The organism is Thalassolituus sp. UBA3500, from assembly GCF_002377545.1.
Taxonomy (GTDB): domain Bacteria; phylum Pseudomonadota; class Gammaproteobacteria; order Pseudomonadales; family Oceanobacteraceae; genus Thalassolituus.
In genome coordinates this window covers 91495-115283 of sequence record NZ_DFQB01000021.1, presented here as the reverse complement: position 1 = coordinate 115283, position 23789 = coordinate 91495, and the positions used below count along the sequence as shown (strand labels likewise).

23 protein-coding genes are annotated in these 23789 nt (G+C 52.3%); 9 read left to right on the top strand and 14 right to left on the bottom strand.

Going from position 1 to position 23789, the window contains the following annotated elements; translation table 11 throughout:
• Positions 1-5: 5 nt before the first annotated feature.
• Entirely contained in the window at positions 6-266 is a 261-nt protein-coding gene (locus tag B2R29_RS04930) for a hypothetical protein (protein WP_301180046.1), read from the bottom strand.
• 74 nt (positions 267-340) lie between these two features.
• On the bottom strand, positions 341-2083 hold the full coding sequence (locus tag B2R29_RS04925) for a response regulator (protein WP_301180045.1): 1743 nt from the start codon (positions 2081-2083) through the stop codon (positions 341-343).
• A 145-nt stretch (positions 2084-2228) separates the two neighbouring features.
• Between B2R29_RS04925 and B2R29_RS04920 the strand changes: the two genes are divergently transcribed.
• Both B2R29_RS04920 and B2R29_RS04915 read left to right on the top strand, forming a co-directional pair.
• The gene (locus tag B2R29_RS04920) at positions 2229-2774 is read left to right on the top strand and encodes a helix-turn-helix domain-containing protein (RefSeq protein WP_301180044.1); all 546 of its coding nucleotides are present in this window, start codon (positions 2229-2231) and stop codon (positions 2772-2774) included.
• 54 nt (positions 2775-2828) lie between these two features.
• Positions 2829-4850, top strand: coding sequence for an ATP-binding protein (locus tag B2R29_RS04915; protein ID WP_301180043.1), 2022 nt, complete (start codon positions 2829-2831; stop codon positions 4848-4850).
• On the opposite strand, the gene B2R29_RS04910 is transcribed toward B2R29_RS04915, so the two are convergent.
• Positions 4822-5214: a hypothetical protein gene (locus B2R29_RS04910; protein WP_301180042.1), complete on the bottom strand. Its 393-nt coding sequence runs from the start codon at positions 5212-5214 to the stop codon at positions 4822-4824. The genes B2R29_RS04915 and B2R29_RS04910 overlap by 29 nt on opposite strands.
• An 89-nt stretch (positions 5215-5303) precedes the next feature.
• Between B2R29_RS04910 and B2R29_RS04905 the strand changes: the two genes are divergently transcribed.
• On the top strand, positions 5304-6470 hold the full coding sequence (locus tag B2R29_RS04905; RefSeq protein ID WP_301180041.1) for a 1-acyl-sn-glycerol-3-phosphate acyltransferase: 1167 nt from the start codon (positions 5304-5306) through the stop codon (positions 6468-6470).
• 49 nt (positions 6471-6519) lie between these two features.
• Here the strand turns inward: B2R29_RS04905 and B2R29_RS04900 are convergent, their stop codons facing one another.
• Both B2R29_RS04900 and B2R29_RS04895 read right to left on the bottom strand, forming a co-directional pair.
• Complete coding sequence (locus B2R29_RS04900) at positions 6520-7314, bottom strand: hypothetical protein (protein WP_301180040.1); 795 nt, start codon at positions 7312-7314, stop codon at positions 6520-6522.
• Between the two features lie 108 nt (positions 7315-7422).
• Positions 7423-8316 (bottom strand): response regulator, encoded by an 894-nt coding sequence (locus tag B2R29_RS04895; protein ID WP_301180039.1) that lies wholly within the window; start codon positions 8314-8316, stop codon positions 7423-7425.
• Between the two features lie 160 nt (positions 8317-8476).
• Here B2R29_RS04895 and B2R29_RS04890 point away from each other — a divergent pair, with 160 nt between their 5' ends.
• Positions 8477-9343 carry a cation diffusion facilitator family transporter gene (locus B2R29_RS04890; RefSeq protein ID WP_301180038.1) on the top strand — a complete coding sequence of 289 codons (867 nt, stop codon included), beginning with the start codon at positions 8477-8479 and terminating at the stop codon, positions 9341-9343.
• Between the two features lie 44 nt (positions 9344-9387).
• Positions 9388-10344, top strand: coding sequence for a hypothetical protein (locus B2R29_RS04885; RefSeq protein WP_301180037.1), 957 nt, complete (start codon positions 9388-9390; stop codon positions 10342-10344).
• Here B2R29_RS04885 and B2R29_RS04880 read toward each other — a convergent pair.
• Together B2R29_RS04880 and cysK are read right to left on the bottom strand one after the other, a co-directional pair.
• Complete coding sequence (locus B2R29_RS04880) at positions 10331-10927, bottom strand: alpha-ketoglutarate-dependent dioxygenase AlkB family protein (RefSeq protein ID WP_301180036.1); 597 nt, start codon at positions 10925-10927, stop codon at positions 10331-10333. The two genes, B2R29_RS04885 and B2R29_RS04880, sit on opposite strands and share 14 nt — an antisense overlap.
• A gap of 1 nt (position 10928) precedes the next feature.
• On the bottom strand, positions 10929-11879 hold the full coding sequence (gene cysK / locus B2R29_RS04875) for a cysteine synthase A (protein WP_301180035.1): 951 nt from the start codon (positions 11877-11879) through the stop codon (positions 10929-10931).
• A gap of 83 nt (positions 11880-11962) precedes the next feature.
• Between cysK and B2R29_RS04870 the strand changes: the two genes are divergently transcribed.
• Positions 11963-13228, top strand: a complete 1266-nt coding sequence (locus B2R29_RS04870) for a GGDEF domain-containing protein (RefSeq protein WP_301180034.1) — start codon at positions 11963-11965, stop codon at positions 13226-13228.
• Between the two features lie 20 nt (positions 13229-13248).
• Here B2R29_RS04870 and B2R29_RS04865 read toward each other — a convergent pair whose 3' ends face one another.
• The 5 genes from B2R29_RS04865 to B2R29_RS04845 are packed head-to-tail and all read right to left on the bottom strand — an operon-like array spanning position 13249 to position 18599.
• The gene (locus B2R29_RS04865) at positions 13249-14133 is read right to left on the bottom strand and encodes an acyltransferase (RefSeq protein ID WP_301180033.1); all 885 of its coding nucleotides are present in this window, start codon (positions 14131-14133) and stop codon (positions 13249-13251) included.
• Between the two features lie 10 nt (positions 14134-14143).
• Positions 14144-16258, bottom strand: coding sequence for a phosphate acetyltransferase (gene pta / locus B2R29_RS04860; protein ID WP_301180032.1), 2115 nt, complete (start codon positions 16256-16258; stop codon positions 14144-14146).
• Positions 16251-17435, bottom strand: a complete 1185-nt coding sequence (locus tag B2R29_RS04855; RefSeq protein ID WP_301180031.1) for an acetate/propionate family kinase — start codon at positions 17433-17435, stop codon at positions 16251-16253. The genes pta and B2R29_RS04855 overlap by 8 nt, the downstream gene beginning before the upstream one ends.
• Positions 17436-17472: 37 nt before the next feature.
• Entirely contained in the window at positions 17473-17808 is a 336-nt protein-coding gene (locus B2R29_RS04850) for a PilZ domain-containing protein (RefSeq protein ID WP_301180030.1), read from the bottom strand.
• Positions 17805-18599 (bottom strand): glucosaminidase domain-containing protein, encoded by a 795-nt coding sequence (locus B2R29_RS04845; RefSeq protein WP_301180029.1) that lies wholly within the window; start codon positions 18597-18599, stop codon positions 17805-17807. The genes B2R29_RS04850 and B2R29_RS04845 overlap by 4 nt, the downstream gene beginning before the upstream one ends.
• A gap of 333 nt (positions 18600-18932) precedes the next feature.
• On the opposite strand from B2R29_RS04845, the gene B2R29_RS04840 reads away from it, so the two are divergent.
• Positions 18933-19871, top strand: coding sequence for a diguanylate cyclase domain-containing protein (locus B2R29_RS04840; protein ID WP_301180028.1), 939 nt, complete (start codon positions 18933-18935; stop codon positions 19869-19871).
• A 34-nt stretch (positions 19872-19905) separates the two neighbouring features.
• Here B2R29_RS04840 and B2R29_RS04835 read toward each other — a convergent pair whose 3' ends face one another.
• On the bottom strand, positions 19906-20661 hold the full coding sequence (locus B2R29_RS04835) for a GNAT family N-acetyltransferase (RefSeq protein ID WP_301180027.1): 756 nt from the start codon (positions 20659-20661) through the stop codon (positions 19906-19908).
• Positions 20662-20793: 132 nt separating this feature from the next.
• On the opposite strand from B2R29_RS04835, the gene B2R29_RS04830 reads away from it, so the two are divergent.
• On the top strand, positions 20794-21357 hold the full coding sequence (locus tag B2R29_RS04830; protein ID WP_301180026.1) for a hypothetical protein: 564 nt from the start codon (positions 20794-20796) through the stop codon (positions 21355-21357).
• 5 nt (positions 21358-21362) lie between these two features.
• On the opposite strand, the gene hemN is transcribed toward B2R29_RS04830, so the two are convergent.
• On the bottom strand, positions 21363-22739 hold the full coding sequence (gene hemN, locus B2R29_RS04825; protein WP_301180025.1) for an oxygen-independent coproporphyrinogen III oxidase: 1377 nt from the start codon (positions 22737-22739) through the stop codon (positions 21363-21365).
• 373 nt (positions 22740-23112) lie between these two features.
• Here hemN and B2R29_RS04820 point away from each other — a divergent pair, with 373 nt between their 5' ends.
• Positions 23113-23775 (top strand): TetR/AcrR family transcriptional regulator, encoded by a 663-nt coding sequence (locus B2R29_RS04820; protein ID WP_301180024.1) that lies wholly within the window; start codon positions 23113-23115, stop codon positions 23773-23775.
• Positions 23776-23789 lie beyond the last annotated feature (14 nt).

Below are 23789 nucleotides of genomic sequence, written 5' to 3'. Positions count from 1 at the left end.
TTTAATTAGTGGGCTGTGCCGTCTGCGCTAGCGATTGCCTGAGCATCGTCCAGAGAGTGATGTGCAGGGTCCAGCGCGGCGATATGAGTAAGACGCGCGCGGGCGTCTTCCAGTTCCGCAACCATCAGGGCAAATTGCGATTCAAATGCCTCGTCAATGGCGTTATAGAGAACTTTAACTTTGTCTTCTGCTTCTGCGTTGCCTCCCTCTCTAAGAGTTTTGAGGCAGGCAAGGGCGATGTTGTGGTACATCTGGTCTTTGTTCACGGGCGTCTCCTTTTTCCTCATGATACACGACCCGGCGCACCGCCATAAGCCTGACTGAAACTCCTTGACGATCTTCAGCCCAGGGTGGCGTCTGGGCTGAACCAGTGCAGCTCGCTGATGCTGACTTCAGGGCTCAATACATTGCCGCTTAACCAGTCGATACGTGCTTTATGGGAGGTTGCCAGCAGTTCAGAGTGCTGGATGTGTCCTGCATAAATCACCATTCCTTCGTCATGCAGTTTCTGTAGGAGTCGTCCTCCCTGAACTGCATTTTTGGGTTCCTGCATCCGGGTCAGGAATTCGGGTGCAAGGGTGATACCGCCAATAGGCAGGCTGAGAATCTGTCGGGCGTTCAGGAAACTACGGCCAAAATGACGGATCATCCGCGTAATATCGTGATGGACCAGTTCACCATGAAGCAGAATATCTTCTTCCTGTTCACTCAGCAGCTGCTCTTCACTGAGGATCATTGACACTTCGATTGGGTGAAGCGTACGTGCCTGTTCTAACGCTGGCAGAAACTCACGAACTGATTCAGCCGATGCGTTGTGGCTGTCGAGAATAACCCTTACCGGGCCACTGAAGTGAGATTGCCAGGTTGTCACGACTGTGGTCAGCCAGGACTGCCAGTCAGCCTCTTTATAGTTACCCAGCTGCTGACTTTCTACACCCAGAATTTCACCGTGCAGACCAAATACAGGAAGCACTGTCTGCTCTTCGACCGTAGAGCTTGCCTGGCGGGTATTCAAGCCAAGTTTTTCTCGCAGCCAGGACTCGTAGTCGGAATCAGAGGGGGCTTCGTGTCGTGTCATGCTGGCTGCTGGAAGCCGCCCATCGGTTTCCATTGCCGCGGCGAAATCCTGAAGTTCCGACACTGAAGATGCATCCCGGGCTGCGATCAGAAATTCATTGGGCTGAGGCATGTGATAGAGGTCCTGCCCTTGACGACAAATGCTTTTCAGATCAGAGAACAAGCGCGCCGAAGCACTGAGATCGCCAACCAGTTCATGCTCGAACTGAATATGAAGGGCGGCGGCTGGAAGTGATTCTGAGGCTGATTCCGCCAAGTGATCGACATTCGTATTTTCTGCCGCTGGCGTGTTGAAAACGGATGAGCTCAGGTCGCAGACGCATAGGCGATACTGCGCTCCCAGGGGGCTGATGGCCATAGATGAGGGCAGTTGCTGACGTTCGTTGTCCAGGAGGGTAAAGTGACCAAGCCAGGTAGCTCCAGCTTCGATCTGGCGGGTTACCTCTGCCTCCAGAGTAACCCCAGCTGCGGAGCAGGCTGGTGAGAACAGATTCAGCCCCTGAAGGTCCTCTTCTCTGATGGCCAGTGCTTTACATAGTTCCGGGCTCGCGAGCCGGATGATCCAATTACTGTCCGTCAGAAAAGCTGCTGAATCCGCTGTCAGGGCTTGTTGAAACTGGTGGACATACCCAAGCAGGCTTTGCTGGCGAACACCTTCTTCAATATCGATGGTCAACAGGGTGTTGTCCCACGGCTTAGCTACAAAACGGTGGACATCCCCTGCATGCCAGGCTTCACGTAAGGCGGAGTAATCGACCTGACCAGATAACAGTAAGCGGTAGGTGTATGGGGATACCTTTCTGGCTTCGTGGCATAGGGAAATACCATCACGGCGTGGCATCTTAAAGTCTGTGACCATGACATGAATATGCTCACGACGAAGTACGTCGAGTGCTTCTTCGCCATCGTTTGCCTCAAACAGGTTCCAGTCCTGCGACCTGAGCATACGGCGTAGAGCCTGAATGATGCTGGGCTCATCGTCTACTAAAAGTACATTGATCTGCATAGTTGCTGCTTCTCCTTTTGTAGAAGTGTAGTCCGCCACTTTTTGGCCCGGAATAAGAACTCTGTAAATTCCTGTTAATTTATCCTTGCAAACGCAGAAGGCTATCTATACTGGATTGAGTGTAGTTACCTATCGAGAGATTGCTGTGAGGGAAAAACAAGCGCTGACAACAGGTGAAGTCGCCAAATACTGCGGAGTTAACTTCCGTACAGTGATCCGTTGGATCGAACGCGGCCACCTGGATGCATACAAACTGCCAGGTCGTGGCGATAACCGAATTCCGGTAGAGAGCTTTGTTGATTTCCTCAACAATAACAATATGCCGGTACCGGAAGAGCTCGACAGTGGCGGACATAAACTCGTACTGCTGGCGGATGTGGATGAGGTCTCGACAGAGATCGCTTCCTGCGTCCGACGAGCTGGCTGGGACCTCCTGGTAACACAGGACCCCGTCCACTTTGGCTTTCTGATCAGTCAGAACCAGCCGGCAGCTATCGCGATCACCCGACCGGAGTTTGAAGAGTCGGTGAGACGTGTGGTGCGCGACGGTGACCACAAAGAGATGCTCTGTATCTCAATATGTGGCTCGGGTGACGGGGTTCAGGGGCTGAAAGATGGATGGCTACATCTGCGTTGGCCGCAGGATCAGCAGCAGTTCATACTGCAGCTGACCAGTAATCAGGCCGCGTGATGTAGTCGGGCGTTCAGCCCAGTCCTGACTGTACTATCCGGGAGCGTGACGTCAATGTACTGGACGTATGTGGTTATTATTGCGCTTCTGGCCACTGTTATGGTGCTCCTGACCAGAATGTCTCAGCAGCGCCTGTCACTGATAGATCTCCAGCGCGAGAAAGACCGCGCTGATATCCTCTGGAAGCACTTTCCCGGCGTTGTCGCCGAGATCCGCCCTGACGGTACCATTATGAGTGCCGGCACGGGCATCCATACCCCGGGTGCAGACCGCCTGATTAAAGGTGAGCAGGTTCAGAACTTTCTTTCGGGGACTGCTCTGAGCACCTTCAGTCAAAGATTGAAAGATGCTGTCGTTTCCCGTCAACCCGTTTCTTACTGCCTTAGCGTTGATGCTGACGATACTACGGTACACCTGCGTAACGAGCTTGTGCCGATTGTACGGGATGGACGGGTTATATCTTTACTGATCATCAGTAGCGACATATCTGAACTTAAAGAAGTTGAAGAAAAATTGAAGGCTGAGAAAGCGGTTGCCGAGTCGGGTTATCAGGCCAAGCGTCGCTTTCTGGCCAGCATGAGTCATGAGATCCGCACGCCGCTGAATGCCATGCTGGGTGCCCTCAGTCTGCTGGGGGGAACCCCGCTGAGCACACATCAGAAAAATTATTTACATAACCTGCAGCAAGGTGCAGATCACCTACTTGCTATCGTCAATGATGCACTGGATGTTTCCAGAATCGAGAGTGGTCATCTTCAGCTTGTCCGGGAAGAGTTTGATCTGCCGGCGCTGGCGCAACGGGTGCTGGGGATCGTGCAGGGTAAGGCCTCTGAGAAGCGGATCGCGCTGCAGTTGTTTTGCGACGATGATGTGCCGGGGCATGTCATGGGTGATCCGCTCAGGGTGAGTCAGATTCTGATCAATTTGCTCAATAACGCCCTCAAGTTCACAGACAAGGGCCATGTCATTCTGCGTCTCGTGAAATCTGACAAAGATGGCGACAATATACGCTTCTCGGTGGAAGACACGGGCCGCGGTATTGAACCATCGTTGGCACCGTTTCTCTTTGATGAGTACAGTGCTGCGCACGATGAGCGTTCCCGCGCTCTTGGAGGGACGGGTCTTGGGCTGAACATATGTAAGCGCCTTGTCGAAGCGATGGGCGGAAATATTGGCGTGGCTAGCACGCCGGGGATTGGTTCCTGTTTCTGGATGAATATTCCGTTAACCGCGACTCTCGTGGGCGCGACTGTGGCTACTGAACAGGAGTATCGTGGCAGGACACTCTGGGTGGCTGACTCTTTTGCGGTAAACCGCTCTTTCGTCATGGGAGTTGCGGGGCGTATGGGCATGAATGTGCTCGGATTTGATCGACTCAGAGACTGCATATCGGCTCTGCTGGTTGATAAACCCGATGTGCTGGTGCTGTCCCGCCGCTTCTTTGCCGCACCCGATATGCGCCTCCAATATGATGCCTTGGGTGACGTGAAGCTATGTGTGAGTTGCGATGAAAGCTTTTCCGAAGATTGGCAGCCGCCCGCGGATCTTGTTCATGGGGCCTGGGCATGGCCGGTCGCTCATCGCCATCTCAGTTCATTGCTGGGGCGTGTAATTGAGTCAGATCCTTTACGCGATCAGGTTCTTAGCCCGGCCAATGTAAGATCTGAGCCAGTGGCCCGGTCATCTATGTATCTGTTGCAGGTACTTCTGGTGGAAGACAATCCGGTGAATCAGAAAGTATTGGAGCAATTGCTCAAGCGGCAGCAATGTCAGGTGGTGGTGCGCAGCAGTGGTGCTGAAGCACTCGAGTATCTGACCAACAACTCTGGAACAGAGCTGGTCATTATGGACCGGCACATGCCGGGCATGGATGGCATAGAAACCATGCGCCGTATTCACGGGCTGTCAGGTTATGAGGCGCTACCGGTTGTTGCTCTGTCGGGAGACGCCCTGGAAGAGCAGAAGCTCGAGTTTCTCCAGGCGGGGGCGATTGATTACCTGCTCAAACCGGTACATCCGCAACGCCTGAAGCAACTGGTTGACAGTTTCAGGTCAGAGCATCGCCGTGCGGTATAAAGCGATTATCCGTCTCTGCTTTCATTTTACGCACGATGTCTTTATCGGGTTTACGGCCCTGTGATTTCAGGTATCTGAAAATACGGATTGCCGGATTATTTGCACCTGATTCAAATCCGCTCAGTGTCTGCTCGGCGCGGATGTAGAAATAGGCGACGTTAATAAGCTCAGCGTCTTCCAGTTCCGAGATAGCCTGTTCCCATTCACTCTGGTCGTTGCGAATCCAGTTTGCCGCGCGTGTTCGCAAAGGTTCAGAGACGTCGGCGGGGGTGCCGCTTGCAGCTGCGAGTTGCCGCAACTCGTCGTTCGTCGGTAAGGTCTCTGTCTCTGTTGTTGTCGCTGAAGGGTTCCATTCACCGATCATACATTCTACTCCGCAGTTTTCTGCCGTGGCTCTGTCGTATAAGGTAGCGATGTTACCACAGAGAGAAACAGGTCGGGATTCGGGGCATCATGAGTGACATTGAAGAGGACCGTTATCATGACATACGGCCATACAATGACGAAGAAGTCAGGCAGGTTCTGGAGAGACTCGGACAATCGTTTGAGTTGCACCGGGCGTTAGTCTCTTATCGTTTTAAACGTTACCCACAATGGTCCCAGCGACTATTGACCAATATGGTCGGGTGGCAGCTTCGCCGTCACTTTGCTCCAATGACAACCGTGGACGCTTTTCAGGGTTGGCTGAAAGACTGGATTACTGCGTTAATTGAGTCCACCACTTCGGATGTAGAGATTCACGGTTTAGAACATCTTGAGCAGGCACGCTCGTACCTCTGGCTTTCCAATCACCGCGACATTGCCATGGACCCCACACTAGTCGGATACGCCCTGGTGGCTTCAGGCTGGCCAACGGCAAGGATCGCGATCGGGGATAACTTACTGTCCAATCCAGTGCTTGCAGACCTGATGAGGTTAAATAAAAGCTTTATCGTTAAGCGCTCAATTACGGATCGCCGAACCCGTTTAAAAGAATTCCAGAAACTGTCAGGGTACATTCGTCACTCTCTTGAGGAGGGGCACTCGGTGTGGCTGGCACAAAGAGAAGGTCGAGCGAAAGATAACCTTGATCACACCGATACCGCTGTGCTGAAGATGCTGTCCCTCAGTGGTAGGGATGATCGACTCAGCTTTCCGGAGGTCATGGAGCGGCTGCGACCGGTCCCTGTGCTGGTTCAGTATGAGTGGGACCCCTGTGATGTGCTGAAAGCGCGGGAGCTGGTAGCTCTGGAGGAAAAGGGCTATTACGAGAAGGCCGAGGGTGAAGACACCCACAGCATTCTGCTTGGAATGAAAGGGCAGAAAGGAAAAATCCGGATTTGTTTTGGCATGCCACTGACCATGGATGAGATGCAGGACGCCACCCGGATGGCGACAGCAACCGATAGCGCGATTGATCAGATGAAGACGTTATTTCCGGTGAATTATGCGGCTCTACGGATTTTGCAGGATGACTATCAGCTTTATCAGAATCTGAATTGGCAGTGTCCTGAAGATAGGGTTCTGCCGGTGGAAGCATTGAAGGCAAGATGCTCGGAAGAGCCGGTTGCCGTCAGGATACGATTATTAAAAACCTATGCGGCATCACTCATCAGCCGTTCGGGTCTGATTCAGGAGTAATCACCCGGCGATATGTTTGCCGGGTGATCTGAGAGCTGTTTCTCACGTATTACTGAGCATTCAGCAGTTCAGTAATGCGCAGGTCAACGTTTGGTCGAATGCTTACGTCCGGGAATTCATCGGTAATAACACGGAAGTATTCCAGTGCCTTAAGTCGGCTGCTCTGAGAGTTATACGGGCTCATATAAATCAAACCCATCTGGTACAGAGCCTTGGCACGAATCTCTTTGCCCGACGCTTCATTTTCGTAAACGATGGTGTATACGGTCACGGCCTCGTCGATGCGATTTTCAGTAATCGCACGCTCACTCATCGGGTTAAGCTCATCGTCGTAAGGGATATTGGGTCTTGCCAGTAGCTCTTCGCGATTCAGATTATTCAGGAGCTCTTTTGCCGGTACAAAAACTGGATTTTCTGCGCGCTTGTTCAGTTGTGCCAGGTGAGACTGGATGCGGCTTGAAATGCGGGAGGATGGAAACTCCTGGCGGTGCTTGGTAAAGAATTCCCGGGCTTTAGCATCATCGCGCTGATCGTTGAAGCTGTTCATGTACATCAGGCCAATCTGGTACAGCGCCAGAGATTTCATGTTATCGCTGTATTCCGGATTGTTGTAACCCATCATATAGGTATCAACAGCTTTTTCTGTTTGACCGCGTGCGATTGCCTGAATAGAAAAGGTAAGCAGATCTGGTTCTTCTTTCAGAGCTGCGGCGGCACGCAGACGGATGTTTTCTTCATATTTGGCGACTTCATACGCTCCGGCACCCGCGACAGCGAGCGGTGCCGGGGCGGCACAGGAAGCGAGTAAAAACGGTGTGACGATAAGTAGCAGACGGATCAGCATATTTATATCCCTGTTGTTGTCATAATGCTTACTGGATCAGAGTAAGCTCACAGTCAGTCTAAATTGATGACAACGGGAAGGAAAGTCAGTTCAGCGCGAAGGCGTGAATCAGCGTATCACCGATGCGGCCAGCACGGCGGCAAGAACACCGATAGAGGCCCCTGCAATAGCGGCTCGTAGGGCAGTAGACCTGACCATTCTGGCGGTAGCACGCCGATGATCTTCGAGTGCAGAATCAAACGCCATCTTCTGCACCTGAAGCTTGCTGGTTACTTCGTCTGTGGCGCGTTTAACCATGCGGTCGGCAACGGCGGCTGCCAGCTTCTGATTCGCAGTTTTCGTGCGGTTGAACAGCCGTTCGGATTCAAATTCGGCATCCAGCTCTTTCTGCACTTCGCCCACTTGTTGCTGAAGTTGACGCCGCATCACTTCGAGCTGATGACGTTGGTGCTGCTGAAGTTGAGAGGCTGTTGTATCGATACCTGCAGTAATTTCTCCTTTGGCCTCAGTGAGGGCACTCCTGAGATGCTTTTGCACCAGGCGATCAATTTCAACGAGAGGAATTGCAGCGGTGGGCAAAGTAGTCACATCCTTACTGGCGTCATTTGCAGCGGGTTTATCGAGAGAGCGGATAACCGCCATCACGGCCTCCTGGTCGGCAGGCTTGCATAGAACACCGTTAGCGCCTTTTTGCAGAGCGATCCGGAAATAGTCTTCACCATCTTTTGACGTGTACATAATCGTCGGAATGGCTGAGGTTTTCGGATTTGCACGAATCATCTGGGTCGCTTCAAGACCATCCATGCCCGGCATCATATGATCCATAAATATTATGTCGGGCTGACGATGTTCGAGAAAAGCCAATGCTGCTTCGGCACTCTCGACGGTGTCGACGTTGACCTGAATACGCGCAAGAAGACGCTGCAATACCAGGCGCGCAGATTTGGAGTCATCAACAATGAGGGCACTTTTTATGAGCATGGCTGTATTATTGTTATGCAAAAATGCCATCTTTAGTCGATTTGATATCGAAATCAAGGTTTTCTTAGTGCTAAGTTGAACCAGGTCACAGGGTTTCAGTGGGATAATCGCCTCAGGAGCATCAGAAATTCAATGGATCTGGCATAATGCACACGCGCTAAATCTGGCAGGGGACCATTTAATGACAGCAAAAGACCATGGAATTTTAATAAAGCGGGCGGCAGCAGCCTCTCTGGTGACTGCGACGGCTCTGCTTCTGTCTAAGGCCGCTGCCTGGTCTGCCAGTGATTCCGCGAGTGTTCTTTCGTCATTACTCGATAGCCTGATGGATATCGCCGCGTCACTGATTAATTTTTTCGCTATTCGCTACGCATTAATGCCCCCGGATGACGAACACCCGTTTGGTCATAGTAAAGCCGAAGGTCTTGCTGCCTTAATGCAGTCGGCCTTTATTCTTGGCTCTGCAACCATGTTGCTTCTTCATGTTATTGACCGTCTGCTGAAGCCTCAGGAATTAACAGCGCTGCCTGAAAGTATCGGCGTGATGGCTTTTTCTACGTTAGCTACCGTGTGTCTTGTGATGTACCAGCGCTATGTCTGGCGTAAAACAGGGTCGTTGGCAGTAAAGGCAGATTCAGCGCATTACTTCAGTGATATTCTGACGAATATCGCCGTTATTGTTGCTCTGGTCGGCGCTATGTGGGGCGTATTATGGCTTGACGCTGTCATCGCACTACTGGTAGCGGCAATATTGGTATACGGAGTGATTACCATCGTGAAAGAGGCGTTGGCCGTGTTAATGGATCAGTCTCTCGACGCCGATGATGAGGCTGCCTTGATTGATATCATCAATTCGACCGAAGGTGTACTCGGCTATCATGATCTTAAAACGCGTCAGTCAGGTGTAGTGCAATTCGTTCAGTTTCATCTCGAGTTGGCTGCTGAGCAATCATTAAAACAGGCACATGCGACGGGTGAAGTGCTTGAACAGCGAATCCTTGAGCGTTTTCCCCGGGCTGAAATCCTGATTCATCACGACCCTATCTGATGGTTTGCGGCAGATTATTCATAGCATGGCTGTTTGTTTTTTATATGTCAGACTGTCTGGCCAGCGACTTCGATGAGCCGTCTCTTATTCCATACGGTACAGTGTGGCCAGAGGCGTCTGAAGCGACAGAAAATGTTCAGACCGAAGTCACCGATGATATGGCTGAAAGGTCGCGTCGCTGGCTGGTTGATCATCTGGATAATCTGTCCGGTGGTATCGATAGTTTTTTTGTTGACCGCTTTTTTAATGATGATGTTACAGACATTCAGGGGCAGGGTAGTCATGCAAAGTTTTCGTTCTTTACCCGCCGGGAATTAGGCGATCCGGTAGATTATAAATTTGGTGTCAGCCTGAATATTGAACTGCCCCACACTAACGACCGATTAAATCTTCTATTGGAATCGGAAGATGAAGACGTTCGCGAATCGCAGGTATTAGAGAGTCCGGATAATGTTACTTACAGTTCGGCACTGCGATTTATTATCCAGCAGACCGAGCGTTGGAGTTCTTCAGTCGATGCTGGTATCCGCTGGGGGATTCCACCCGACCCGTTCGTACGTTTTCGCGCTAAGCGTCCCGTGTATTTTGACTACTGGAATTTTACCTTCCGTCAGGAGCTGAATTATTACACCACGGATGGTTATGGCTCTGTTACTGAGCTGACCTTTGACCGCCCTATTGATACGCAGAGGCTGTTTCGTTACGAGATGGAAAGCGAATACCTTCTTAATAACGATTACTTTACTCTGATGTACGGTGCGGGCCTTTACCATGAAATTAACCCGATTTACGCGTACGCGGTCCTGGCCCGGGCGACGGGAGATACCGAGTTCGGAGCTACGTTCGATGCCTATGAGTTTGGCGTGCGTCTGCGGCGCCGTATTTATCACGACTGGATGTTTGCTGAATTGCATCCTCAGTATGTCTGGACGCGTGAAAACGACTGGGAGCCAACGCCAGTACTGATGCTGCGTTTACAGGCTGAGTTCAGACGGCAGTAATTCTGCGGAAGGTCAGGTTGATGCGTGGCTCTGTGACACGTGCGCGTCGTGGCAGAGCGTGTTGCCAACGGGACTGCATTCCCGCTTTCATGATCAGCAGGCTGCCGTGCTGAAGGAGCAGGCTGTGCGCCTGACGGGTGGTGCCGCTGCGTCTGAGTGTGAAGTCCCGCTCCGCGCCCAGACTCAATGACGCAATGACAGGGGCTGCCCCTAATTCGGGCTCATCGTCACTGTGCCAGCCCATGCTGTCTTGCCCGTTGCGGTATAGGTTCAGTAACACCGAGTTGAATTCAACCCCTGCAATACCACCGACATGTTCTGCTAACGACGCCAGATAATCAGGCCAGATCTCGGAGGTAAAGTCCGTACCTGAATACCGGTATGTATGAGGTTCATCTCCCATCCAGGCCTGCAGTCTGGGAATGGGGTGACTTTTTCCATATAGAGTGATGCTGGGCTGCTGCCAGTCAATATCAGATTGCAGGCGGGCCAGGAGAGCATTGCTTTCGCGCCGATCCATCCATTGCGGGAAGTATTCCATGCTGCCATCCAGCAGCATGGATTGACCGAAGAAATCAGTCATCTCAGTGGTTGAAGAAGCCTTCAAACAGAGGGGAAGTCAGATACCGTTCTCCGGAATCGGGAAGCACGACAACGATGGTTTTGTCTGCGTAAGCAGGGTCTTCCGCCAGGCGCAGGGCGCCAATCATCGCAGCACCACAGGAAATACCAGCAAGAATCCCTTCTTCTGACATCAGCCGGTGTGCCATCGCCATGGAGTCATCATTGGAGACCGGCTCGACACGGTCCAACAGTGAGATGTCGAGGTTTCCCGGAATAAAGTTGGCGCCGATGCCCTGAATTTTATGTGGGCCCGGAGTCAGCTCTTCGCCAGCAATCTTTTGGGCAATAATGGCTGAATCTGCAGGCTCAACGGCAACCGCCTCAATAGTGCTTTTCTGGCTTTTCAGGTAGCGAGCGCAACCACTGATGGTGCCGCCTGTGCCGACGCCTGCGACGATAACATCGACAGTACCGTCGGTGTCATTCCAGATCTCAGGGCCGGTGGTTTTTTCGTGAATAGCCGGGTTCGCCGGGTTCTCAAACTGTTGCAGCATGATGCGAGTATCCGGGGCCTCAGCGAGCAGCTCCTCGGCCTTCTGAACGGCGCCTTTCATACCCTTCGGGCCTTCCGTTAACACCAGATTAGCGCCGAGAGCCTGCATGACTTTGCGACGCTCTACACTCATGGTTTCAGGCATGCACAGGGTAACTTTGTAGCCACGAGCTGTTGCAACAAAGGCCAGTGCAATACCTGTGTTGCCGCTGGTAGGCTCAACAATTTCCATACCCGGCTTCAGCAGGCCATCCTGTTCAGCCTGCCAAACCATGTTAGCGCCGATACGACACTTCACAGAATGGGCCGGGTTGCGGTTCTCGAGTTTGGCGTACACACGCGGGTGCTGGGTCAGTTTACGGATGCGCACGAGTGGCGTGTTACCAATTGACTGGGTAATGTCGTCGTAGACCTTCATAGTTTCCTCAGTGACAATATTTCTGGTTGGGCTAAACTTAGGCCGATATGTGATGTATTAACGACAGCAAACCGGGAGAGAAGTTGCCCAGTTCCAACGTTCAGCGAGACAGCGATACCTTAAGGCCCCTTGAAAGCCAGATCAATATGCTAACCAGCCTGATCGAGCGTAAAAAAGCAGGCGGGCGCTTTCCAGCGGAGTTAGAGGCCAATTATCAATCGTTCCGTCTCCGTCAGTTCTTTAACGTGGATCTGCGGGTCATCATGTCTGGTCTGCTGGTCTTTGTAATTTTCGGTTGGGCTGATTTCTCCTTTGGTGGTGCTCAGTCGGTGATGCTGTTCAGTATCCGTGTGCTGATTGCCGTGCTGCTGATGCTGGCTATTATCTGGATTCCGCGCAGCCGTTTTGCGCCATACTCGCTGTACGCGTTGGTCGTTGGCGTCTACATCTGCTTTCTATCTGTGCTCTGGAATATCTATATCGTTGATCTGCCCTGGGGCTATTTTTATCATCTGGGGATGATTCCTATGCAGGTCTTTGCGTTACTCGGACTGCGGAGCAACTACCGGGCGATGTTTACCTGCTCAGTGGCAATGCTGCTGACATATACGGCGTTTATTGTTCTTCTGCCAGGGCCTGCTGAGCTGACTGAAGTGAACAGCCTGGCAATCGCCATGGCGCCTTATTACATCCTCTTCTGGGCAATTCTGGTCATTATGGCGTCGTATTTGTCGTACACGATCGAGTCCGGCACCCGCACAGACTTTATCAAAAACAGATTACTGGCACTTGAGGCTGATCGCCTGCAATATCTCGGCAGGCGCTTGCAGCAGTTGTCAACGACGGACTCTCTGACAGGAATCGCCAATCGACGCCACGCAGAAACTCAGTTATCAGAGGAGTGGAGGCGCTGTTTACGCAGCAACGAGCCTCTGGCTGCGTTGATGGTCGATGTGGATTTGTTTAAGGCTTACAACGATCAGTACGGCCACCAGCAGGGTGATTCCTGCCTGCGCAGCATTGCGCAGAAGATGGCAGAGTTTTGCCGACGTCCGGGAGATGTGTGTGCACGTTATGGTGGCGAAGAGTTTGTTATCGTTTTACCTGAGACAACACTGAATCAAGCCGTAGAATTGGCGCAGGAGCTTTGTGAGGCCATAGCGGGCCTGAATATTCCTCATGCTAAATCGCCCTACAGCGTGGCTACTGTGAGTATTGGCGTCGCTGCGGAAATTCCGCGGGCAGGGGATAATTACGAGGGGCTGCTGAAACGTGCTGATATGGCTTTGTATCAGGCCAAAGACAGTGGTCGGAATCAGGTTAAACGCCAGTCAGTTACACCAAACTGACTGGCGGTGGCGGTCAGGGGTTATTGGCCGTTGCGCAGAGCCTCCAAACGAGCATCTTTTTCTTCCCAGAGTTTCTGAACCCATTGTTGGAAATGCAGGCGATAGCTGTCGTCTGTTTCGTAGTCGCCGTTAATCAGTTCAGCCGGTATCGGCTTCTCTTCGACAATGACGTTACAGCGTGGCATTTTCCCCTGCATAAAATCCCAGAAGGTCGGAATTCCGTCCGGATAGTTGATCGTCACGTCCAGAATCGACTGGAACTGATCGCCCATAGCGCTCATGGCAAACGCCATTCCGCCAGCCTTAGGCTTCAACAAGTGTTTAAAAGGTGAGCCTGTTTCATCATGCTTTTTCTGGGTAAAGCGTGTGCCCTCCAGAAAGTTCATCACACTGGTTGGCATGTCTTTAAACTTTTCACAAGCGGCACGCGTGGTATCAAGGTCTTTGCCCTTCATTTCTGGGTGCTTGGCCAGATACTCCTTGCTGTAGCGCTTCATGAACGGAAAATCGAGAGCCCACCAGGCAGCGCCCATGATTGGCACTTTAATCAGTTCCTGCTTGAGGAAGAATTTCAACAGCGGAATGCGGCCATTCAATGTGTGTTGAAGCACCAGGATATCGACCCAGCTCTGGTGATTGCTCAGAACAAAGTACCAGCCGTTGCGACTCAGGTTATCCGGACGCTCTATCGTCCAGTTCATTTTCTGAGTCAGAATCATCCAGCCAGAATTACAGCTGATCCATGCGTTGGCCACCGCCGCCAGAAGAGAGGTGAGTACCTTACGCACGGGTGCGACAGGAATAATCACTTTCAGGAAGGTCAGTGGAAACAACAAACACGACCAGAAGAGGGTGTTAATCAAAAGCAGCAGGCTTGCAATTATGCCGGTTACGATGGGTGGCATGTCAGATACCTTATTTCTGATGTTGGGACTGAATCGCTGTCAGGGCAATGGTGTAGACGATGTCTTCTACCAGTGCGCCGCGCGACAGATCATTTACCGGTTTCGCGAGCCCCTGCAGCATCGGCCCGATGCTGATGACGTTGGCACTTCGCTGCACCGCTTTGTAGGTGGTATTGCCTGTATTCAGGTCAGGGAATATCAGCACCGTTGCCTGTCCGGCGACCGGACTGTCCGGTGCCTTACTTTTAGCAACGCTTGCGGTGGTGGCCGCATCATATTGCAAAGGCCCATCGACTACCAGATCAGGGCGTCGCTCGCGCACGATGGCCGTTGCTTCGCGGACTTTCTCTACATCTGCACCGCTACCGGATTCACCGGTCGAATATGACAGCATGGCGATACGCACAGGGATATTCATCTGTTTGGCAGATTCTGCGCTTTGAATAGCGATGTCTGCCAGTTCTTCCGGACCCGGATCGGGGTTAACCGCACAGTCTCCATAGACCAGTACCTGATCTGGCAGGCCCATAAAAAAGACCGAAGAAACAAGCCTGGCGTTGGGCGCAGTTTTGATCAGTTGCAAGGCAGGGCGGATGGTATTGGCGGTGGTGTGAATGGCTCCCGACACCAAACCATCGACTTCATCCTGAGCCAGCATCATGGTGCCAAGGACAACGTTATCCTCGAGTTGAGCGAGTGCCATGGGCTCCGTCAGGTTTTTATGTTTACGACGCTCAACCATGCCGGCGACGTATTGATCACGTACATCCTCCGGATTCACTATGCTCAGATCATCAGGAAGCTCGACCTCTTGCGCGCGGGCGACCTGGCGCACGGTTTCTTCGTGGCCCAGTAAGATACAGTCGGCAATACCACGGCTCTGGCAGATGGCTGCTGCAGCAATCGTTCTGGGCTCTTCACCCTCTGGAAGAACGATCCGGCGTTTGTTAGCGCGGGCATGTGAGACCAGTTGGTGGCGGAAAGCGGCGGGGCTGAGTCGCGGAGTGTGTGGCGCACCAATGCGTTCAGATAATGTCTCAACATCCAGGTGCTGAGACACGGTGTTCATGATGCGTTTTACGCGCTCGGTGTCATCTACGGGTACATGGGTATCCATGTGAGTCAGGGCCCGGGCCGTCGAGTAACTGTCGGTCTCAACGCTCAGAACGGGCAGACCGGTTTGCCATGCGCGTTCACAGAGGTTATGCAGAGCATCGGTTGGGGTGTATCCCGAGGTCAGCAGGAGTCCAGCCAATGGCGTGCCATTGGTCGCTGCCATGGCGCTCGCCACTATAATGTCGTCGCGGTCGCCGGGGGTCACTACCAGAGTGCCGGGGCGCAGGTGGTCGATCATATTCGTCAGTGTTCTGGCACACAGCGTGATGCGTGCGACGCGACGTTGTTCAATGTTGCCTTCACTGATGATGTCGGCCTTGAGAGCTCGTGCGATATCCAGCGCTCTGGGGCTCAGCAGGTCCGCTTGCCATGGGATAACACCGAGGATCGGGCAGTCATCAATGGTGATCTGCTCACACTCTTTTGCACTGCAGCCAGCAGGCGGCATTTCAGCGGGGGATTCTTCAGAAGTGGGGAGTGCGCCGTGAATATCCGGTGCTCCCGCTTTATTGATAATGCAGCCCATCATGCTGGCTTTTTTGCCGCCAAAAAGACCGATTTGCAATTTCAGATCGGAGCGGATCTGGCTGGCGCTTTTTCCTTCAGCGCTGGTGACGAGTAAAACATCTGCGCCCATGGCTTTGGCAATTTCAACATTGAGTTTGGCCGTGTAGGGCTCGCTGCGGTCAGGCACTAACCCTTCAATAATCACCACATCACAGCCTTCCGCGACTTGTGCATGGAGGCCTACCGCGTCTTCCAGAGTGCGATCCAGCATGCCGTTGCTGACCGACTGCTGAACATCTGCCAGAACCATAGGTTCGGGGGTGTCGAGGTGCAGAACAGTACGGATCAGTTGCGTCGAGCGTTCACTGGCAGAAGAGCCAGGTGCAATGGGCTTAACAAAACCCACTTTCAATCCTTGCGCATCCAGTGCCTGAATCAGCCCAAGGCTGATGGTTGTCAGGCCGCTTTCTGTGTCAGTTGGCGCGATAAAAATGTTAATCATGATCAGAAGTCAGCCTGTATGTGTCTTGCGCAATCATGCGCTCTTCATCCGTCGGAACGACCATTACCAGAGGCGTTCCCTGTTCACTGATGCGTCCGTTCTCGTTGCCATTCGCTTCATTAAACGCGGCGTTGAGACGGTATGGAATATTCTTCCAGTGCGCCAGAATGCGTTGGCGAATTACTCCAGAGTGTTCGCCGATACCGCCGGTAAATACCACGGCATCTGTATGCGTAAAGTTGGTGCTGAGTGCCGCAAGCTGGCGGGCCGTGCGGAAACAGAAAGCATCAATGGCTCGCCGGGCGGCCTCATTGCCGTCAGACTCAGCGTCAAGGAGAGTCCGCATGTCGTTGCTAAGCCCCCCAGAAAGTCCTAATAATCCACTTTCACGGTTCAGTACGGTCATCAGTTCAGAAAGCGACGTTTCTGTGGTCTGACTCATAAATTCAATCAGCCCAGGGTCAATATCCCCGCTTCGGGTTCCCATCACCAGACCTTCAAGAGGCGTCAGGCCCATTGTTGTGTCTACGGATTTGCCCTGGCGGATGGCGCAGGCGCTGCAGCCATTGCCCAGATGCGCGATGATCAGGTTGAGGTCTTCAGGTGACTGCTGTAAACGGCGTGCAGTTTCGCCAACAACGAAACGGTAGCTGGTGCCGTGAAATCCGTAACGGCGGACGCCGTACTCTTCATACCAGTGATACGGTACGCCGTAGAGAAAGGTCGACTCAGGGATAGTCTGATGAAACGCCGTGTCAAAGACGGCAACATTAGGTACCTCAGGGAGCAGTTCTCCGCACAGGTCTATTCCCATCAGGTTCATCGGGTTATGCAATGGCGCCAGCCCCGATACTTTTTTGAGGTCTGAGATCGTGCTCTGATTCAGAACACAGCTGTCGATGAAGGATTCTCCGCCGTGGACCACCCTGTGCCCTATGCCGCAAAGCCCTTTTAATTGAGTACTGGCAGCGTCGATAAACGCAGTCAGTGCGGCTTTATGATCCATCATTCCGGACGTCTGAAACTCCAGATCTCCGGAGACCGTCAGCGAGGCCTGCTCAGTACCCAGACGTTCGGCGGTGGCCTCTGTGGTGGGGATTGTTGCTTCAGCGTTCTCGTAAAGGGCGAGCTTGAGTGAAGAGCTGCCACAGTTAACTACCAGTACCGAGCCTTCCATCGGTGTCTATTTCTCCTGTCCGTCTGATGATGTTGGATTATCCGGAATACATGTTCTGGCTGGCCAGATAGCCCAGTAATCTGAGAGTGATATCGCCATCGTGCTGCAGTAACCGCTGCTTGTGAAAGCGCAGGCTGTATCGGCTACCCTGAGCACCAGGCTCTGCCCTGACGATCTGAGCCGGTATGTTTTTCAGCTCATGCTCCGCCGCAGAAATTGTCAGATTTACCCGGGCGCCAACGGGCAGTTGCCCCGGGCTGACAACGGTCATGCCGTCGGTTGAGAGCCAGGTCACTGATCCTGAGATGCTACGTCGTTTCAGTGGAAGCCAGTGATGACGTACCAGAGTGACCACCATATGTGACTCTGTCATGAATCAGAGGTATCCGGCTGATCGTACTTACCCAGTTTGTTGAATCTGATCATGCTACGTACTTCATCAATGTACTCGTGGCCGCGTTCGGAGTAGCTTTCCAGGCCGCCAGCGACCACGGTGCCACTGGCAAAGCCCTTGTTTTTCAGCGCCTCTGCGCGAATCCGGCGTAATTCCTGGTACGCATCATGGCGATTAATGTTCAGCATGTAACTGCGTACGCTCGCGTACGGACTCTTAAATGACGCTACTTCGTGAAATGCGTCGCCGGCACGCTGCTCAGGAACGATACCGCAGCCCTTGCTGAAGCACCACTGACCAAACAGATTGTTACCTTTCACGGCAAATCTTGAGGTCCCCCAGGCAGACTCATTGGCGGCCTGAGCCATTGCAAGGCTTGGTGGTACTGGAGCGACGCGCACCAGCAAACGTTCGACCAGTCTGCCGGTATCTTCGACGTCTTCCAGACGGTACTTGGTCGCAAGCTTCTGCAGGAATTCAGTAGCGCTGTCATCCAGCTCGTCGTATTGCCCAAACTCCCGGATGGCAAGCAATGCTGAACGCTCTGCTTTGATCTCCCGGTTGGCTTCATCGGCCAGGCGTTCGATAAACGCAAAGAATGCCTTTTTCTTTTCTTTGACGTTTGAATAGGAAGAAAAATCCGGAAGTTTCTCTTTGCTGATCGCTTTATCTACGGTGAAGTCTGTCGTGACATCGGGATGATTGGTGCAGCCAGAGAACAAAGCGGCTGTCATGAACATTCCAGTGAGGCAGATAGTACGGACGAGCATAGGTAAAACTCCTGTTGAAAACACTCTGGTAGTTTATCAGGTTCAACCGTGAGGGTTGAATATGCCGGTAACAATGGCCTCATGCCAGCCAATTCTGTCGTTTGGCATAGGACAAATCGGGTTAGGATTGACAATAAACTGACGATAAAAAGGGCCTAACTTTTAATTAAACTGGCGTCCAGTAATTAATCGTTAAATTTTATTAACAAGCCGCAAGAATACGATATGCTGGCCGATAATATTCAAGGCAGGTTTGAGGGCGTTAAGTGCTAACAGAGTGTGGTTTAGCCACTCAGACCTACCTAACTTGGACAACGGTCGGGGCACCGGACTATGGCAACAGAACCCATTATTTTGATTGCAGATGAGACTCTGTCTGTACAGGCGCAGCTTGGTGAAGCGCTGGGTAAGCAAGTATCGCTGGTAAGCGCGATGAATCAGGAACAACTGGATTACTGGGTTGATCAACCTGACCGTAAGCCAGACCTGCTGGTCGTGGATCAGAATTTCACCGGGCAACAGTTATCTCGTTTCTGTCACTACTGGAAGCAGGACCCGGAAACCCGCCAGATCGGGTTGATTGTGATGGGGCCTGACGACGATGAGATGGAGATTTCTTCACTGGGTGCGGGCGCCGATGCTTACTTGCGTAAGCCTCTGAATTCGCAGCTGTGTCGTATCCGGATTGATCAGCTTCTGGCGGCGCGTAAAGAAATGCAGCGTCTGGAGTCACTTTCCGTGACGGACGGCCTGACGGGAATCGCTAACCGCCGTTATTTCGACGACTTCCTGAAAGCTGAATGGCTTCGAGCGAAACGGGAGGGCGGTAACATCGGTCTGATAATGGTCGATATTGATCACTTTAAGGCCTTCAACGACCACTACGGCCACCTTGAAGGTGATCACTGCCTGCAGAAAGTTGCGACCACCCTCAAGGAACAGGCGCAACGACCACGAGATCTGGTTGCGCGCTTCGGCGGTGAAGAGTTCGCGATTGTTCTGCCATCCATTCAGTTTGAGGGTATGAAGGTTGTCGCTGACCGGATACGGACGTCGCTGACAGAGGTGGCGCTCCCGCATGAAGCTTCTGATACGAGCGATATCCTGACAGTGAGTATGGGGTTGGCTTGGGCTGAACCATCGACATCGGACAGTATGGATGCGTTGATTGAGGCAGCGGATGAGGCCTTGTACGCCGCGAAAGCAGGCGGAAGAAACCGTTACAGCGAAACGGTTGATCTTGCATCGATCCGGTCTTTGATGACCAATTGAAGGGCACGGGGCTCGTAGCCCCGTTGTTTGTCACTCAGCCGCGCAGAATGCGGCTGAGGAAGCGGTAATTCATATCTTCCCGGCGCAGCAGAATCATAGCGTCAGCCACTCCGAAATCAGCATCCAGATAAGGTTCGCCGCAGATCTTTACGCCAATTCTCAGGTAAGCCTTTAATAGTGAAGGCACCAGGGCTTTGCCATCCAGTTCGGTCGGTGTTACTGGTACCGGTATTTGTGGAACGGCACGCAGGTTTTCTGGGGTCATATGCTTTTCTCGCAGGTGATCCATGATGGCGTTGACCTGCTCAAAGCCTCCAGAGACAGGGATCGAACAACATCCCATCAGGTAGTCGATGCGATTGACTTCCATATATTCGGCGAGGAATCCCCAGAGATAGCCAATGGCGGCACCCGTGCGGAAATCAGGGTCAACACAGGTACGACCGATTTCCATGTAGGTCTTGCCTGGCTTCAGGACTTTACTCAGGTCAAACTCGGTCGACGAGTAGAAGCCGCCTGCGCGGGCTGCCAGATCATTGGTCAGGATACGGCTGTAGGCAACGACGGTATCCGTCTCGTTGTCTTTCACGATCAGGTGCATGCAGATGTCATCGAAGCGATCTTTATCGATGCCCATGTCTGCGCCCTGAACATCTGCACCCATGTCTTCGGCAAAAACACGGTAACGCAGCTCAAGCGCCTGACGAATCTCACGCGGATCTGAAGTAATGCGTGCCACCAAGCCGGTTGCTGGTTCAGTAGCTCTCAGTTGGGCATTAGACTGTGCCATGTGTTTTCCTGTTTCTTTTTTCACGCCGGAATTTATAACAGTTCTGTGACAAACGGATGACATTTCCGTGCAGAACCTTACCTCTCGTGTGGCCTGTCAGAAAGCGGCTATCCTAAGTGCATGGAGGTAATTATGAAACCTTTGTTACAGATATTTTTATTGTTTTTCTGTGCGTTTTCACACGCTGTCCCTTACATCAGCCCGGAAGCCGCGATTGAGGTTCTGAATCGTGATTACGCTGGTGAAACTTTATACTGGAAGCCGGCCGCTTTGCCATTGACTCTATCGCAGTCAGATCGCAGCGCTGAAGCCAGTCAGCTGGCCGAACTCTTTGAGATGGGGCTGGTGCTGCGGGAGCGGCACATCTCTACCGAGGAGATTGAGAAAGGGCGAAAGCGGGTTGTTGTTGCCTGGCGTTATGACTGGTCAGACGATGAGATGTCGGGGGTTCCCTATGGGAAGCGACGGGTAAAGTCCCTCGTCACCATGACAGACCCCATTGAGCGTGACGCGCAATGGTTCGTCGAGGTGAGCATTCGCTGGTTCGTTGATGGACTGGCAGACTGGATAGATCAGCCTGCCTTCAAACGCGCGCGGCCGCTCAGGCGTGCCCTTGAATCCGAAGATAAGCCCTTCGAAGCGACCTTGTATCTTGAATACGTGGACCATCACTGGCGTTTATGGCAACCAGAGTAGTGGACTCAGATCGCCTTAGAGAACTTCAGTGTTTCAGTATTATCGCGGTAGGCATCGAATGCCATGCACGCCTGTCGGACCATCAGTCGCCCGGCATTGGTGATGGTAATATCGTCATTTGTGACGCTCACCAGTCCATCCTGCTGCATCTCATTGAGTTGCCTTATTGAATCGTTGAGATAAGAACGGCTGTCGATGGCAAAGTCGCGATCCAGATCAGCGAATCTGACCGTCAGATGACAGAGAAGGCTCATAATGACTGACTTTCTGATGAGGTCATCCGTAGTGGACGATACTTCCCGCATCGTCGGAAGCCGCTCTGAGTTGAGTTGCTGACGCCAGTCGTTGAGGTCGGTCTGATTCTGAAAGAAAGAAGAACCTATCTGGCTGATGGACGAAACGCCAAAGCCGATGAGATCGCAGTTGCCGTGAGTTGTGTAGCCCTGAAAATTTCGATGCAGCTTGCCTCGCTGTTGCGCAATGGCCAGCTCGTCATCCGGAAGCGCGAAGTGATCCATGCCTATGTATTGATAGCCCGCTTCATCCAGAGTTGTAATGGCTGTTCCAAAGATAGCCAGCTTCTCAGGCGCATCCGGAAGGTCCTCTGCGTTTATCCGTCGTTGGGGCATAAAGCGTTCTGGTAAGTGTGCATAGTTGAAGATGGACAGCCTGTCCGGGCGCATATCGATGATACGTTCCAGCGTGTCAGCAAAAGATGATCGCGTCTGGTGGGGCAAACCATAGATCAGGTCAATATTAATTGAGCGGAACCCCAGTCTTCTCGCATCGCGCATGACGGCGTCGATCATGGCTTCAGGCTGAACCCGGTTCACAGCGATCTGAACACGCTCGTTCAGATCCTGAACGCCAAAGCTGACTCGGTTGAAGCCAAGTTCCCGCAGTGTCCTCAATGTGTCAGAGCCCAGTTCTCGCGGATCAATCTCAATCGAGTAGTCGCAGGTTTCATTGTCCAGCAGAGTGAATTTCTGGCGTACGTACATCATTAATTGCTGCAGCTGATCATCACTCAGATAGGTGGGGGTGCCGCCGCCAAGGTGCAGCTGTTCGACCGGACGTGAGCGGTTAACTAATGCCGCTTTCAGGTCAATTTCGCGGTAAAGCTCTGCCAGATAGGCCTCTGCACGGTCTTTGTGTTTAGTCACGATTTTGTTGCAGCCACAGTAGTAACAGACATGGCGACAGAACGGGATATGAAAATAGAGCGACAATGGCTTATCAGACTCAGCTGCCAGTGCCGAGCGCTCACGGGCATCAGAGGTCACCGGTGTAAATTCCACCGCGGTAGGATATGAGGTATAGCGAGGACCGGCGCGGTTGTAGCGCTGGATCATTAAAGGGTCCCATGTAAGATGCTGCGACATGTTCTGGCCTGCTTTTTGAATACGTTTTGAATATAAGTTGACTGGCGACGACAGAATCGGAGGATACTTTGACGAACAGGCGTGCATCTTGTTCTGGGTCAAATCAAAGCGAAGTTCTGATGTCTCAGTGTGCATTACTCAGCCAGACAGCGCGTCAGGTCGGTCTTGGTCTGATCAGTAATTTGGCCGATTTTGTCTGGTGCTGGGCAGGATAGTCCCTTAAAGTGTGGGGGATTGTTGACGATAGGCCTCTAATGGCCTTGATTTTATCAATGATTGATCGTTTGATAGTCGCTTTCCTGACTATGTACATGAAGTGCAGCGAAAAATTCTAATAAACATGCGTACATGATTGGAGCATTTGGGGTCAGCTATGCCTAAAAAGCCGTTTACACCGGAAGAAATTGCCGCACAGCGCGAACGAATTATGGACAGCGCGTCGCACGTGATGGCTGAGGTTGGCTTTCATCATCTGTCGATGCGAAAACTGGCGTCTCAGCTCGGGATGACTGCGAGTAACATCTATAATTACTTCCCGAATAAAGAATCTCTGTTTGTATTTACCCGTCGTCGTGGCTTTGAAATGGCGTTTCAGGATATTAACGAGCAGATGAGCCAGCATCTTGATCCGCGCTCGGCACTCTATAATTTTGCCGGGCACCTGATTCAGTTTGCGCAGCGCTCACCGGGCTATTATCAGCTGATGTTCCAGCCACCGAGAATGACACTGACGGACCCGGAAGTTGTCGATCGTGATGTGCTGCTACAAGTGGATCGTCTGGCCGAAGAATGGCAGTCTCATCTGCTGTCGATGCTGGCGGATGCGGTACCTGCCATATCGGCGGCTTCAGAGGCTCGTCAGAAACAACTCGCATTGTTCTTTGTTTCGTCTCTGCACGGCCTGATCGATACCTACTACTACAAAGCCTTGCCTAAACTTCTCTCCGGCGTTGACCTGATCCCTGATGATGTCGTGGAAACGCATATTGGCTGGTTGCTGGCTTCACTTGAGCATCAGGCTGAAAGCATTCACTGAGCTTATTGTGCGAG